This window comes from Cellulomonas sp. SLBN-39 (genome assembly GCF_006715865.1).
In the GTDB taxonomy this organism is placed as follows: Bacteria; Actinomycetota; Actinomycetes; order Actinomycetales; family Cellulomonadaceae; genus Cellulomonas.
On the sequence record NZ_VFOA01000001.1, the window covers coordinates 1690744 to 1703687 of the forward strand.

Sequence of the window (12944 nt, forward strand, 5' to 3'; positions counted from 1 at the left end):
TCTTCTCTCAGGGCGTGGGGTCTCCGGGCGGGGTGGGGCCGGGCGTGCCGGCGGGCGGGTCCGTCACGTACATCAGGTAGGCGTCGAGCATGCGGCGGTCGGTCAGCAGGCCCTCGGTGTAGAGCTCGAGGGCGGGCAGCGCGAGGCTGTCGAGGTAGGCGCGCAGGCGGGGGCCGAGGCCGGCGGGGTCGTCGAGCGGGTCGACGGCCAGCGCCACGAGCATCCCGCCCAGGCCCTGCAGCGTCAGCCACCGGGCGCGGGCCGCCTCGTCGCGGCTGGGGCGGATCGTGCCCGCCGCCACGCCCTCCCGCAGGTACGCCTCGGCGTCCGCGACGAAGGCGTCGAGGAACGTGCGGGCCAGGTCGCCGCCGTGCTGGATGCTGCGCAGCACGTACGCCACGAGCGGGGCGTAGCCCTCGACCTGGGCCAGCTCGACGAGGAGGTGGTCGGGCCCGGACGGGCCGAGGGCGTCGGCCTTGTGCTCCTTCACGGTCGCCAGCACGTGCTCGTCGCAGGCGGCGCGCAGCCCGTCCTTGGAGCCGAAGTGGTGCAGCACCAGCGGGGCGCTGACCCCGACGTCCTGGGCGATCGTGCGCAGGCCCACGCCGAAGCCGTCGCGGCCGAACCGCGCGATCGCGGCGTCGCGGATCCGGGCCCGGGCGGTGAGGTCGTCCGGGCGGGGCGACGACGACGTGGCTGACCGCATGTTCAGCAGGCTAACCACTCGTTCAGGGCGGGTGCAAGAGAAGCGCCCCCGACGACGGTGTCGGGGGCGTGCAGGGGCGGTGCGTCAGCCGTTGACCTCGTCACGGTGCAGCACGTTCAGCACCACGAACGAGCCCTTGACGACGACGCCCGCCGGCGGGTCCTGGGCGACGACGACCCACTGGTCCTCCTGGTCGACCATCCGCGACTGGCCGGACGCGTCGACCGCCTCGACCGTGAAGCCGCGCAGCTCGAGGCTCGCCCGCGCCGTGGTCAGCAGGATGTTCGTGTACGACGGCACGTCGAGGGTGCCGGACTCGCCGCCGTCGGCGATCTCCAGGTCGTCGGCGGAGACGTCAGCCGGGTCCGCGCTCGTCGGCTCGGGCGTCGGCTCCTCGCTCGGCACGGCGGGGGCGGACTCGACGCCCGCACCGGCCTGCGCAGCCGACGTGGTCGTGGTGCTCGGCGGCGCGCCGGCGCAGGCGGTGAGCGTGAGGGCGACCGTGGCGAGCACGACGGACGAACGGACGAGGGCAGAGCGCATCGCAGAATCCCTGGGTGTGGGGGGTGGGGGTGTGCGGCGACGGCGCCGCGGGTGGCAGGGGCCGGATGGGCGCCCGCCACGGACGTCCCTCGACGTTACGTGCCTGTTACGGCTCTCGGCATCGCCCACCGCCGGTGATCCGTACCACTCGGTAGCTTCGGAACACGGGTACTCACCCGGACGGGCGACCCCCTGGGCCCATCGTCCGGTTCCTCCCGTGGCGCCCGTCACGCCCCCTCCCCGTCCGGCCGCCACCCACCCGGGTGCTCCTCGCCCGCGACGCTCCCGGCACGCGAGACGTCACCGTCTCCGCCCTGCGACGATGCGCGCGTGATGCGTCTGCGGCGGGTCGCTCGGCGCTCCGGCGGAAACCTCGGGACCGCGGACGCAGCCGGCGTGAGTAGTCCAGTGCTCACGTGAGTCCTGGAGTGCTCGTGCGGTCCTGATCGTGGTCGACGGTGGCGCTGCTACCGGCTGCTGCGGTCGTCGTGCTCGCCACCAACCCCGGACGAGCAGCGAGGAGGTCGCGGCGGAGGGCGTCGTCGTCCCCGTCGGGGCGGGTGCCCTCGTCGACCGGGGCACACTCGCTCGCGGTGTCGCCGTCGCGCACCCTTGCCTTTCCTCGCAGCAAGATGGCGCTGTGGACGTGGGGTTCGAGAAGGCCAAGGACGGTGCGCCGTACGCCCGACTCGGTCCGGGCTGGGTCGGGTTCGAGCAGACGCTCGACGACGCCGTCGGCTCGTTGCCACCGCGCGGCTCGCGCGAGACGTCCGTGTCGACGTACTGGATCGACCGGGCCCTCGCGCGGGTCCGCCAGATGGTGGCGTCCGGCGAGACCGGTCCCTTCCAGGGGGGGAACGCGACGACGCTGTCTCTCATCGAGGGGCGGGTCGTCGCGAGCTCGGACTACGAGCTCTTCGACCCGGAGGCGATGTCGGGCGAGATGTTCGCGGACATCTTGCAGGCGTGGCGCGGAGAGGTCGTCCGCGTCCGTGACGAGGAGTGCCCGCGCATTCCTGACACCTACCGTGGCAACCCCTATCCGGACCAGTAGAGAAGGGACACGGTGCGCGTCGCTGAGCTGTGCTCTGCGACGTCGAGAGGGGCGTGCCCTCGACACCGCGCCGAGCGGCTGGGAGCCTCGACCCGTGCACTCCTCACTGGCGCTGGCGGCCTCCGACGGTGCGGACCGGGACGAGATGCGGAGAGCGATGCAGCGCTACCAGCCACCCGAGAACGCGGTCGCCGGAGTCCTCCCGGGCGTGCACGTGCTCGCCCGGACCGACGACGTGGCCGTGGTCCTGCAGACCGTCCGCTGCTACGCCGAGGGCCTGGAGCTCGAGATGCGGATCGCGCTGCGGACCGCCCGGGCCAGTCGCGGCATGCGCGACGAGACCTGGGAGGCCGTGCAGCAGGCGTGGGTCGGCGTCGGGCTCGCCGACGGCACGCGCGTCGTCTCGGCGCCCTTGCGGCACGGGGGCGGTGACCCGACGGACCCGTCCGCCCACACCCTCCACAGCTCCGGCGGGGGCGGTGGTGGACGCACCTTCGCGATGTCGTACTGGCTGACTCCCGCGCCGCCCGAGGGCGACGTCCTGGTCGTGGTCGCCCTGCCCGGGCTCGGCCTGCCCGAGGCGAGCCTCGTGCTGCCGGGGGAGGCGCTAGCCGCCGCGCGGGCCGAGGCTGTCGAGCTGTGGCCGTGGGAGCCCGACGCCGAGCCCGAGCCGCAGCCCGAGGTCGTCGAGGTGCCCGCCGGAGGCTGGTTCGCCGAGACGGCCGGCTGACGGGTCCGGTGCGCCGGGCCCCTTCGAGGAGACGCCGATCCTGCGCCTGGGCCGGTGGCGCGGGCGGCGCGGCCCCGGTCCAGGGACCTGCCCGACGAGGCCCCGCACGGCACGGCACGACCTCCACCGTCACGAGGCCGGCGCCACGCGCGCCGGAGTAGGGTCGCGACCGTGACCACGACACCTCAGGCTGCGGCGCTGGTCGCGGCCCTGCCTGACGTCCGGCGTGCCTACGAGGAGCTCCGCGGCCGCGGTCTGCGGCTCGACCTGACGCGCGGCAAGCCCTCCGCGGAGCAGCTCGACCTGTCGAACGCCCTGCTCACGCTCCCGGGTGCCGGCGTGACCCACGACGAGACCGGCGTGGACGTCCGCAACTACGGGGGTCTCGAGGGCCTGCCCGCGCTGCGGCGGATCTTCGCCGAGCTGCTCGGCGTGCCGGTGGCCCAGCTCCTCGCCGGCGGGAACAGCTCGTTGACGATGATGCACGACACGTTCGTGCACGCGTTCCTGCACGGTGTGCCCGGGTCGCCGCGGCCGTGGTCGCGCGAGGAGGTCGTGCGGTGGATCTGCCCCGTGCCGGGCTACGACCGCCACTTCGCGATCTGCGAGTCGCTGGGCATCGAGATGGTGCCGGTCCCGATGACGCCCGACGGTCCGGACGTCGACGCCGTCGCGGCCCTCGTCGCGCAGGACCCGACCATCAAGGGCATGTGGGTCGTCCCGACGTACGCCAACCCGGACGGTGCGGTCGTGACGGAGGAGGTCGCGCGGGCCCTCGTGCAGATGCCGACCGCCGCGCCCGACTTCCGCATCCTCTGGGACGACGCGTACGCGTTGCACCACCTCACCGACGACGAGGTGACGAGCGCGCGCGCGATCGAGCTGGCCGCGCAGGCGGGTGCGCCCGACCGTGTCGTGCTCGTTGCGTCGACCTCGAAGATCACGTTCGCCGGGGCCGGGGTCGCCTTCTGGGCGTCGTCGCCGGCGAACGTCGAGTGGTTCGTGCGGCACCGGTCGATCGCCTCGATCGGGCCGGACAAGGTCAACCAGCTGCGCCACGCGCTGTTCTTCGGCGACGCCGAGGGGGTGCGCGCGCACATGCGCCGGCACCGTGCGGTGCTCGCGCCGAAGTTCGCCGTCGTCGACGAGGTGCTCACCGAGCGGCTGGAGAAGTACGGCGTCGCGTCCTGGTCCCGCCCTCGCGGCGGCTACTTCGTGACGCTGCGGACGCCGCCGGGCACGGCCGCACGGGTCGTGCAGCTCGCCGCGGACGCCGGCGTGGTCCTCACGCCCGCGGGCGCGCCCTTCCCGTACGGGCGGGACCCCGAGGACGCGACGATCCGCCTCGCTCCCTCGATGCCCCCGCTGCCCGAGGTGCGCGCCGCGGTCGACGTCGTCGCGACGTGCGTGCTCCTCGCCGCCGCGGAGCGCCAGGCGGGCTGACACCGGCCCACTGGCGGTTGACGTCTCGTGGTCCGGGACGGGAGCGCAGGCGACCTGGCAGTGCCCCCTGCCCCGGGCGGCCGGCACCGCAATCCCGTCGACCAGGTCCCCGATCGCCTCTAGCGTCGGCCTCGTGCTCCGTCAGACCGCTCACCTGCGCGCCGCTGCCGGCCTCGTCGAGCAGGACCTCCGCACGGCCCTCGGGCCGGCGTGGTCGTGCGTCCTCGAGGACGACCTCGTGCTGACCGTCACCGACGGCACCCGGACGGAGCGCTCGATGCTCCCGGCGGAGGTGTCCGACGAGTCCTGGTACGTCAACAGCGCGTGGAGCGAGTCCGAGCAGCAGGCGGTGCTCGAGTCGGAGGCCATGGAGGTCGTCGCCCTGGAAGTCCAGGAGATCCTCGACGTGCTCGACCGCGTGCGCCTCGCGTGCCCGGAGCACCACGGCGACCTGGAGGCGTGCACGCACGTCTGGTACTGCCGCGATGGCCACGACGTGGCCCTCGTCGGGCGTCTCGGAGCACCGGACCCGTGGGGCACGGGCGACGCGGGGCCGTGAGCCCGGTGGCAACGTGCTCGGGCGAGCCGTGCTGCCGCCGCTTCGGTCCGCGGCCCGTCGGTCGCACCGCCATGCTATGCGACGTGGAGATGGCGATGAATGCCGCGATGGAGCCGATCTTCCGGGCCGTGGCCGAGGATGGTCGCGAGTGCGTCCTGCCCCGTGCGCTGGAGGAACGGATCCGCGCCGGGCTCGTCCGCTCCGGTGGACGGCTCCGTCTCGTGCGTCCGGAGCACAGCACGCCACCACCTGGGCACCTCGACGACCTCGGGGCCGAGCTGTGGGTGAACAAGCTCCACCTCGACACCGAGACGCCCGCGTCCGACCCGGCCTGGCGCGCCGAGCTGCTCCGACACGGGCTGACCGTCGCCAGGCGTCTCCTGCCGCAGGCCGTCACGCTCTCGTCGCTGCCCGCGCGGGTGCTCATCAGCCTTCAGTCCGCGCCCGGCACGATCGACCCCACATCCGACTTCGCCACGGGGGCCGTCCACCTGTTCCTCGTCCGTTCGGCACACGAGGACGTCGCCGCGTGGGTCGAGGACGTCGAGGAACCCGTCCTGGCCCTGACCACGACCGCGAGGTGAGTGCCGGCGAGGCCCGGCCTGGGGAGATGACGGAGCGGGTGACGGGAATCGAACCCGCGCTCTCAGCTTGGGAAGCTGAAGTTCTACCATTGAACTACACCCGCGCGACGCCCCTGGTGCAGGCGTGCGGCTGCGATCCTACCCAACTCCGCAGGCCGGTCGCGACGTGATCCGCGGACGGGTGCCACGACGGCCGTGCCGGTGGCAGGCTCGGGGGGTGCCCACCGACGTCGCACCCGCCGTCCTGCGCCCGTTCCACCCGTCCGACCTGGCGGGGATGTACCGGGTGTGCCTGCGCACCGGCGACGCCGGGGGCGACGCGACCGGCCTGTACCGGCAGCCCGAGCTGCTGGGTCACCTGTACGCCGGGCCGTACCCGGTGGCGGACCCGGGGCTGACGTTCGTCGTGGTCGACGAGCAGGGGGTGGGCGGGTACGTCGTCGGCACGGCCGACACCGCCCGCTTCGACGACTGGCTGGAGGAGCGCTGGTGGCCGCCGCTGCGGGCCGCGCACCCGCGGGTCGGCGACCCCGACGACGGGACGCAGGACCACGTGCTCGTCGAGCGCGTGCACGCCTGGGAGCGCGTCGTGCCGCCGGAGGGGTTCCCCGCGCACCTGCACGTCGACCTGCTGCCGCACCTGCAGGGGCAGGGCTGGGGACGCCGGCTGATCGGGGCGCTCGCGGACGCGCTGCGCGAGCGCGGCGTGCCCGGGCTGCACCTGGGCGTCTCGGCGGCCAACGCCTCGGCGATCGCGTTCTACGAGCGGCTGGGGTTCACCACCGAGACGGCGTACCCGTGGGGGCGCCGGATGGTCCTGCCGCTGCGCTGACGGTGCGGGTGCGGCGTCTGTCGAGGGGCAGGACCAGCGGTGCGCCCGTCACGGGGTCCTCGACGACCCGGCAGGGCAGGCCGAAGACCTCCTCGACGCGCTCGGCGGTGACGACCTCGTGCGGCGGGCCCTCCGCGACGACCCGGCCGTCCCGCATCGCGACCAGGTGCGTGGCGTAGCGGGCGGCGTGGTTGAGGTCGTGGAGCACGGCGACGACGGTGCGGCCCTGGTCCTCGTGCAGGTCGCGGCACAGGTCGAGGACCTCGATCTGGTGGGCGACGTCGAGGAACGTCGTCGGCTCGTCGAGCAGCAGGATGCCGGTGTCCTGCGCGAGGACCATCGCGAGCCAGACGCGTTGGCGCTGCCCGCCGGACAGCTCGCCCGCCGGCCGGTCGGCGAGGTCGGTGACGCCGGTCGCGGACATCGCGCGCCGCACGGCCTCCTCGTCCTGCACCGACCACTGCCGCAGCAGGCCCTGGTGGGGGAAGCGGCCGCGGGCGACGAGGTCGACGACGGTGATGCCGTCGGGCGCGGTCGGCGCCTGGGGGAGCATCGCGAGCCGGCGGGACGTCTCCTTGGCCGGGCGCGAACGGATCGGCGCGTCGTCGAGGTACACCTCGCCGCCGGCCGCGCGCAGCAGCCGGGCCAGGGCGCGCAGCAGGGTGGACTTGCCGCAGGCGTTGGGGCCGACGACGACCGTGAAGGAGTCGTCGGGCACGTGCACGGTCAGGTCGCTGGCCACGACGCGCTCGTCGTACCGCAGGGTCACGCGCTCGGCGCGCAGGCGGGAGGTCATCGGGGGTCCTTCCGGGACAGGAGCCAGACCAGGTACAGGCCGCCGAGCAGCGCCGTCGCCAGGCCCACGGGCACCGACCACGCGAACGGCAGGTGCCGGGAGAGGAGGTCGGCGGCGAGCAGCAGCGCGGCGCCGAGGCAGGCGGACGGGCCGAGGTGCGCCCCCGTGGCGCCGGTGAGCCGGCGGACCAGCTGGGGTGCGGCGAGCGCGACGAACGCGACGGGACCGGCCGCCGCCGTGGCGACGGCGGTGAGCGCGACGCCGAGCACGACCTGGGTGCGGCGGGCGCGTGCGGCGACGACGCCGAGCTGCGCGGCGGTCTCGTCGCCCATCTCCAGCACGTCCGCGTCGCGGCGCACCGCGGGGAGCAGGGGCAGGACGACGGCGAGCACCACGAGCACGGGCACGGCCTGCTGCCACGACCGGCCCGCGAGGCTGCCCTGCAGCCAGATCTCCGCCTCGAGCGCCTGGTCGAGCTCGGCGCGGGTGAGCAGCACGGACGAGACGGCCTGGAGGAACGCGCCGACGCCGATGCCGACCAGCACCATCCGGTACCCGCCGCCGGAGCGCCCGGTGCGGGCGAGCGCCTGCACGACGACGGCGGTGGCGGTGCCGCCGAGCACGGCCGCAGCACCCACGGCGAGCGGCCCGGACGTGCCGCCGCCGAGCACGATCTGCAGCACGGCCCCGGTGGCGGCACCCGTGGTCAGGCCGATGAGGTCGGGGGAGCCGAGGGCGTTGCGGGACAGCGACTGGAACAGCGCCCCGGCGACGCCGAGCGCCGCGCCGACGCCCAGGCCGGTGACCAGGCGCGGCAGGCGGATGCCGAGCACGACCCGCTCGACCGTCCGGTCCTCGGCGGCCCCCGTGAGGGCGCCGAGCACCTGGGCGGGGGTGAGCGCGATCGTGCCGTCGCCCATCGCGATCACGGCGAGGGCAGCGGCGGCGGCGAGCAGGGCGGCGCAGACGGCCCAGGTGCGCGGGTGCCAGCGCACGGACGACCCGCCCGCGCGGAGCACGCGACCGGGGAGCGGGACCGGGTCGTGCACGGGCGCGTCCGCGGCCCGTGGCGCGGTGCCGCTCACAGGCCCGCCACCCGACGGTTGCGCACGAGGTGCACGAAGACGGGGGCGCCGACGAGCGCCGCGACGATCCCCGCCTGCACCTCCGACGGCACGGCCACGACGCGGCCCACGACGTCGGCGGCGAGCAGCGTGCACGCCCCCAGCAGCGCTGACGCGGGCAGCAGCCGGCGGTGGGCGGGCCCGGTGAGCGTCCTGGCGGCGTGCGGCGCGGCGAGCCCGACGAACGCGATCGGTCCGGCCGCGGCCGTCGCTGCGGCGGACAGGACGACCACGGCCACGGCGGTCAGCACCCAGGTCCGACGCACGGACGCGCCGAGCGCGGCCCCGGTGTCGGCGCCGAGCGCGAGCGCGTCCAGCGACCCGGCGACGCCCAGCGCCAGCAGCAGGCCCGCCAGCACCAGGGGCGCGGTCACGAGCAGCACGTCCGTGCCACGTCCCTGCAGGGAGCCGACGACCCAGAGGCGGAACACGTCGAAGACGTCGGGCTCGTTGATCGTGACGGTCGACGTGTACGCGGCCAGGACGACGCTGATCGCGGTGCCCGCGAGGACGAGCTGGACACGGCTGCCGCCGCCGGGCCCGCCGCCGCGCAGCCCGCCGCCCAGCGCGAGCACGAGGGCTGCCGCGGCGGCGCTGCCGGCGAGCGCGAACGGCAGCCGGCCGAGCGGGGTCGAGACGCCGAGCGTGAGGATCGCGGTGACGACGGCCGCGGCGGCGCCGGCGTTCACGCCGAGCAGTCCCGGCTCGGCGAGGGGGTTGCGGGTCAGGGCCTGCACCAGCGCGCCCGCGGTGCCGAGCGCGGCGCCCACGAGCACCGCCAGCGCCGTGCGGGGCACCCGCAGCGTCCGCACGACGAGCTGCCCGTCGTCGGCGGGGTCGAACGCGACGACCGCGTGCCACGCGGTGCCGAGCGGCACGGGGTGCGAGCCGACCGCGAGGCTGAGCAGCGCGAGCAGCACCAGTGCGACGAGCGCGCCGGCCAGCCCGGCGCCGCGCAGCGTCGGGCGTCCCGTGCCGCCGCGGCGTCCGGGTGCCCCCGGTGCGCGGACGCGCCCCGCGCCCCGGGCAGGTGCGGTGCGCGGGGCGGCGGTGCGTGCCTCGGTCAGGAGAACAGCTCCTCGACGGTGTCGACGATCTCCGACGCGGAGTAGTAGTCGATCCGGAACGAGTTCGGCCCGAGCGGGTGCACCTGCCCGGACACCACCGCCGGGGCGTTGGCCAGCACGGGCTCGGCCAGCAGCGCCTCCTTCTCGGCCGTGCTGCCGTTGACGAGGAACACCGTCTCGGCGGTCAGCGCCTGGACCGTGTTCTCCAGCGACACGAACGCGAAGTCGGTGCGCGCCTGCTCTGCGGTGTCGAGGGCCTCGTCGGCACCGACGACGTCGAAACCGAGCGAGGCCAGCAGCGTGCCGTGCGACCCCTCCGGCTTGGCGAAGGCCGTGTCGGTGCCGTCGCCGTAGAACACGACCGCGTTGGTCGTCCCCTCGGGCACGGTGATCGCGTCGGCGACCTCGGCCACGCGCGCGTCGAACTCGGCGACGGTCGCCTCGGCCTGCTCCTCGAGGCCCGTGGCCTCGCCGAGCTCGAGCGCGACGTCCTGCCAGGTGGCGGCGGAGTAGTCGACGGCGACGGTGGGTGCGATGGCGGACAGCGCGTCGTACTGGTCGGCGGTCGCGTCGGCGCCCGTCGTCGAGACGAGGATGAGGTCGGGCTCGGCCGCGATCACGGCCTCCTCGTCGTACTCGATGTTCTGGTACAGGACCTCGACCCCGCGATCGACGGCGATGTCGGCCCACCAGTCGAAGAAGCCGGTGTTCTGGTTGGTCTCGGCCGGCGTCGTCGCTGCCGACGCCACGACGGGCGCGTCGATCGACAGCAGGATGCCGGTGAGCGTGACGGACGTGGACACGATCCGCAGCGGCTCCGCCTCCACGACCGTCTCGCCGAGCTCGTGCGTGATCGTGCGGGGCCAGGTGCCGTCGGACGCGGCCGCGGGGGCGGTCGCGTCCGCTCCCGTCGTGTCACCGGTGGCGCCTGCTGTGCACGCGGCGAGCGTCAGGGCCGTGATCGTCGCGAGTGCGCCGATCCGCAGGTGAGAGCGCTGCATGGGCGTCCTTCGAGTGGTCGGGGACCCGGTCGCCCGGGTCGGAACGAAGGTGAGGCTAACCTATCCTGGTGCCTCCTCGACCCGGTCGTTCGTCCCGCCTCGACCTCCCGCCCGGCACCGGTCGGCGCCCCGACGCCGACACCCGTGCCGCCCGCGCCCTCGCCCCGGGCGTGATCGGCTCCGCCGCCTGGTGGGACGCCGTCCGCGCCCTCGGCGCACCCCGCTGGTTCCCCGCCGGCCTGCCTCGCGACGACGGACCGCCCGACGGCGTCCCGACCGTCGTCCTCGTCCACCGCGACGCCGAGCACGCGCACGTCTACGCCGACCTCAACGGGCTCACCGACCGCTCCTACCTCGCCGCCGGCACCCTGCACCACGTGCCCGGCACCGATGTGCACGTCGGCGCCTTCGGGGTCCCGCCCGGGTACGTCGCGTCCTACGCCTTCGTCCCGACCGACGCACCGCTGGTCTCGCCCGCGGCGCGCGACACGGACACCGCCCGCACCTGGTGGCTGTCCGTCCTCGCCGCCGCCCGGCCCGACCCGCTCCACCCCGGCGAGCACCTCGTCGACTCCCGGGGGGCCGTCCGCAGCGTCGTCGACCTGCCGGGCCGGGGCGGCACCCGTCTCGTCGACCCGCCCGGCGTCCCCGACCGCCACGAGCGCACGGTCGCGCTCGTCTGGGACCGCCCGGACGGCGTCGCGCAGCCCGTGTGGCTGCACCTGCCGCCCGGCGACGCCCACGACGTCGGCGCCGTCGTCCTCTTCGACGGCCGGATGTGGGCCGAGCGCGTCCCGCTCGCCCCCCACCTCGACGCGCTGCACGTCCGCGGCGACGTCCCGCCGACCGTCGCCGTGCTCGTCGACTCCGTCGACCCCGACCGCCGCGCCGCGGACCTCGCCGGCGGCGACGCCTACCTCGACCTGCTCGCCGACGACCTGCTGCCGCGCGTGGTCGCGCCCGTGCTCGCGGGGCGGGGCCTCCGGCTCGTCGACGACCCCGCCCGCACGGCGGTGGCCGGCCAGTCGTACGGCGGCCTCGCCGCGTTCCGGCTCGTCGCGCACCGTCCCGACCGGTTCGGCGCCTCGGTCAGCCAGTCCGGCTCCTTCTGGTGGCCGGACCTCGAGGACCCCGCGGGTCGCGCCACGGCCGCCTGGCTGCGCACCGCGCCGCCGCGCGACGTCCGCACCGTCGTGCAGGTCGGCGCCTACGAGGGCGACCTGACGGAGGCGAACCACGAGCTCGTGGCGCTCGTCCGGGCCCGCGGGGAGCACGTCGACGCGCTGGAGGTGCCCGGCGGGCACGACTGGGCGTGGTGGCACCGGCACCTGCCCGCCGCGCTGGTCCAGGCGCTGGGCTGACGCTCAGGCGGGTGCGGTGCGCTGCCAGACGGCGGAGACGCCCGACGGGCGGAAGCCCATCGCCACGTTGATCGCCAGCATGTGCGCGTTCTCCTGCGCGTTCCACGTGTGGATGCGCAGCGCGTCGGGGCGCATCGCGGTGAACGCGTCGAGGTTCACCGTCTTGACCAGCATGCCCAGCGCGTGGCCGCGGTGCTCGCGCAGCACCAGCGTGTCCTCCTGGAACGCGAACGGCACCGGCGCCGTCGGCACCTGCAACCACGAGAACGCGACGAGACGCCCCGACGCGACGTGCTCCGCCACGGTCATGAGCACGTGCTGGTGGCTGGCGCGCAGGCGGTCCAGGTGCTCGCGCACCCGGACGGCGTCCCACGGGTCCTCGGCCTGCTCGACGGCACCGTGCGGGGTGTCGGTGCTCATGCGCGTCCACAGCACGGCCAGGTCGTCGAGGCGGCCCGCGGGCAGGTCGTCGAGCCACGTGTGCGTGCGGTACTCCGCGCCGGCGCGGGCGCGGGCCTCGTCGCGCAGGCGCGCCAGCCGGGCGGTGTCGCCCGGCAGCTCCAGCACGGACGCGCGCGCGACCTGCTCGAGGGCGTACCCGTGCCGGTGCGCGAGCCGCACGGCGCGGTCGTGCCGCGGCACCCGCCCCGAGCCGGTGGGTGGCTCGAGCGCGTCGGGGCCCGCGGGCGGCTCGGGCGCGTGCGGGGAGAACGCCTGCAGCACCGTGCGGCCGTGCGCCGCGGCGTGCTCGTGCACCCGCGCGAGGAGCGCCGCGCCGATGCCGCGACCCTCGTGCCGCGGGTCCACGACCACGCCGTGGACCGCCGTGGTCTCGTTGGCGGTCAGCGGCAGGTGCACGCTGGCGTACCCCACGACGTCGTCGGCGGACCGGCCGTCACCCTCGACCGCGACCCAGACGGCGGTCTCGCCGTACGGCGACGGGCGCAGCATCGGCAGCCGCACGGCGAGCGGCGCCCACGTGTCGGTCCACCCCCACACGGCGGCGGTCGCGCGCCGCGACACCTCCGTCAGGCCGGCGTAGGCCCACACGTCGGGGTGGTCGAGGGCGTCGGGGACCGGGGGAGCGGGGCGGACGGTCCACGGCCGGGCGGTGCTTGCGTCGATCGGTGTCACCTGCACCACT

The 12944-nt window shown here is 75.5% G+C and carries 14 protein-coding genes and 1 tRNA gene; 7 read left to right on the forward strand and 8 right to left on the reverse strand.

The features are described 5' to 3' along the window. Positions 1-7: 7 nt before the first annotated feature. Positions 8-706, reverse strand: a complete 699-nt coding sequence (locus FBY24_RS07740) for a TetR/AcrR family transcriptional regulator (protein WP_142159509.1) — start codon at positions 704-706, stop codon at positions 8-10. A gap of 84 nt (positions 707-790) precedes the next feature. Continuing rightward, complete coding sequence (locus FBY24_RS07745; protein WP_142159511.1) at positions 791-1249, reverse strand: PASTA domain-containing protein; 459 nt, start codon at positions 1247-1249, stop codon at positions 791-793. A 640-nt stretch (positions 1250-1889) separates the two neighbouring features. Here FBY24_RS07745 and FBY24_RS07750 point away from each other — a divergent pair. The 5 genes from FBY24_RS07750 to FBY24_RS07770 all read left to right on the forward strand — a co-directional run bounded on the left by FBY24_RS07750 (position 1890) and on the right by FBY24_RS07770 (position 5619). Continuing rightward, positions 1890-2303, forward strand: a complete 414-nt coding sequence (locus FBY24_RS07750) for a hypothetical protein (RefSeq protein WP_142159513.1) — start codon at positions 1890-1892, stop codon at positions 2301-2303. A gap of 94 nt (positions 2304-2397) precedes the next feature. Further along, complete coding sequence (locus FBY24_RS07755) at positions 2398-3033, forward strand: hypothetical protein (RefSeq protein WP_142159515.1); 636 nt, start codon at positions 2398-2400, stop codon at positions 3031-3033. 171 nt (positions 3034-3204) lie between these two features. Beyond that, positions 3205-4476 (forward strand): aminotransferase class I/II-fold pyridoxal phosphate-dependent enzyme, encoded by a 1272-nt coding sequence (locus tag FBY24_RS07760; RefSeq protein WP_142159517.1) that lies wholly within the window; start codon positions 3205-3207, stop codon positions 4474-4476. A gap of 133 nt (positions 4477-4609) precedes the next feature. Next, positions 4610-5035: a hypothetical protein gene (locus FBY24_RS07765; protein WP_142159518.1), complete on the forward strand. Its 426-nt coding sequence runs from the start codon at positions 4610-4612 to the stop codon at positions 5033-5035. A gap of 95 nt (positions 5036-5130) precedes the next feature. Then, positions 5131-5619 carry a hypothetical protein gene (locus tag FBY24_RS07770; protein WP_142159520.1) on the forward strand — a complete coding sequence of 163 codons (489 nt, stop codon included), beginning with the start codon at positions 5131-5133 and terminating at the stop codon, positions 5617-5619. Positions 5620-5652: 33 nt separating this feature from the next. On the opposite strand, the gene FBY24_RS07775 is transcribed toward FBY24_RS07770, so the two are convergent. Next, positions 5653-5723 (reverse strand) — tRNA-Gly (locus FBY24_RS07775). Between the two features lie 113 nt (positions 5724-5836). On the opposite strand from FBY24_RS07775, the gene FBY24_RS07780 reads away from it, so the two are divergent. Further along, complete coding sequence (locus FBY24_RS07780; protein WP_370510975.1) at positions 5837-6451, forward strand: GNAT family N-acetyltransferase; 615 nt, start codon at positions 5837-5839, stop codon at positions 6449-6451. Here FBY24_RS07780 and FBY24_RS07785 read toward each other — a convergent pair. The 4 genes from FBY24_RS07785 to fepB all read right to left on the reverse strand — a co-directional run bounded on the left by FBY24_RS07785 (position 6396) and on the right by fepB (position 10439). After that, complete coding sequence (locus FBY24_RS07785) at positions 6396-7247, reverse strand: ABC transporter ATP-binding protein (RefSeq protein ID WP_142159522.1); 852 nt, start codon at positions 7245-7247, stop codon at positions 6396-6398. The genes FBY24_RS07780 and FBY24_RS07785 overlap by 56 nt on opposite strands. Continuing rightward, positions 7244-8332, reverse strand: coding sequence for an iron chelate uptake ABC transporter family permease subunit (locus FBY24_RS07790; RefSeq protein ID WP_255432288.1), 1089 nt, complete (start codon positions 8330-8332; stop codon positions 7244-7246). Before FBY24_RS07790 ends, FBY24_RS07785 begins: the two co-directional genes overlap by 4 nt. Next, entirely contained in the window at positions 8329-9291 is a 963-nt protein-coding gene (locus FBY24_RS07795) for an iron ABC transporter permease (protein WP_255432289.1), read from the reverse strand. Before FBY24_RS07795 ends, FBY24_RS07790 begins: the two co-directional genes overlap by 4 nt. A 143-nt stretch (positions 9292-9434) precedes the next feature. After that, positions 9435-10439: a Fe2+-enterobactin ABC transporter substrate-binding protein gene (fepB, locus tag FBY24_RS07800; RefSeq protein WP_142159524.1), complete on the reverse strand. Its 1005-nt coding sequence runs from the start codon at positions 10437-10439 to the stop codon at positions 9435-9437. A 68-nt stretch (positions 10440-10507) separates the two neighbouring features. Between fepB and fes the strand changes: the two genes are divergently transcribed. Beyond that, positions 10508-11800, forward strand: a complete 1293-nt coding sequence (gene fes / locus FBY24_RS07805; protein ID WP_160158459.1) for an enterochelin esterase — start codon at positions 10508-10510, stop codon at positions 11798-11800. Positions 11801-11803: 3 nt separating this feature from the next. On the opposite strand, the gene FBY24_RS07810 is transcribed toward fes, so the two are convergent. Further along, complete coding sequence (locus tag FBY24_RS07810; protein WP_142159528.1) at positions 11804-12934, reverse strand: GNAT family N-acetyltransferase; 1131 nt, start codon at positions 12932-12934, stop codon at positions 11804-11806. Positions 12935-12944: the final 10 nt, after the last annotated feature.

What these genes read in the sequence shown, in the direction of transcription:
- FBY24_RS07745 (WP_142159511.1), bottom strand. Translation starts at nt 1,249, where the DNA reads ATGCGCTCTGCCCTCGTCCGTTCGTCCGTCGTGCTCGCCACGGTCGCC.
- FBY24_RS07740 (WP_142159509.1), bottom strand. Translation starts at nt 706, where the DNA reads ATGCGGTCAGCCACGTCGTCGTCGCCCCGCCCGGACGACCTCACCGCC.
- FBY24_RS07785 (WP_142159522.1), bottom strand. Translation starts at nt 7,247, where the DNA reads ATGACCTCCCGCCTGCGCGCCGAGCGCGTGACCCTGCGGTACGACGAG.
- FBY24_RS07770 (WP_142159520.1), top strand. Translation starts at nt 5,131, where the DNA reads ATGAATGCCGCGATGGAGCCGATCTTCCGGGCCGTGGCCGAGGATGGT.
- fepB (WP_142159524.1), bottom strand. Translation starts at nt 10,439, where the DNA reads ATGCAGCGCTCTCACCTGCGGATCGGCGCACTCGCGACGATCACGGCC.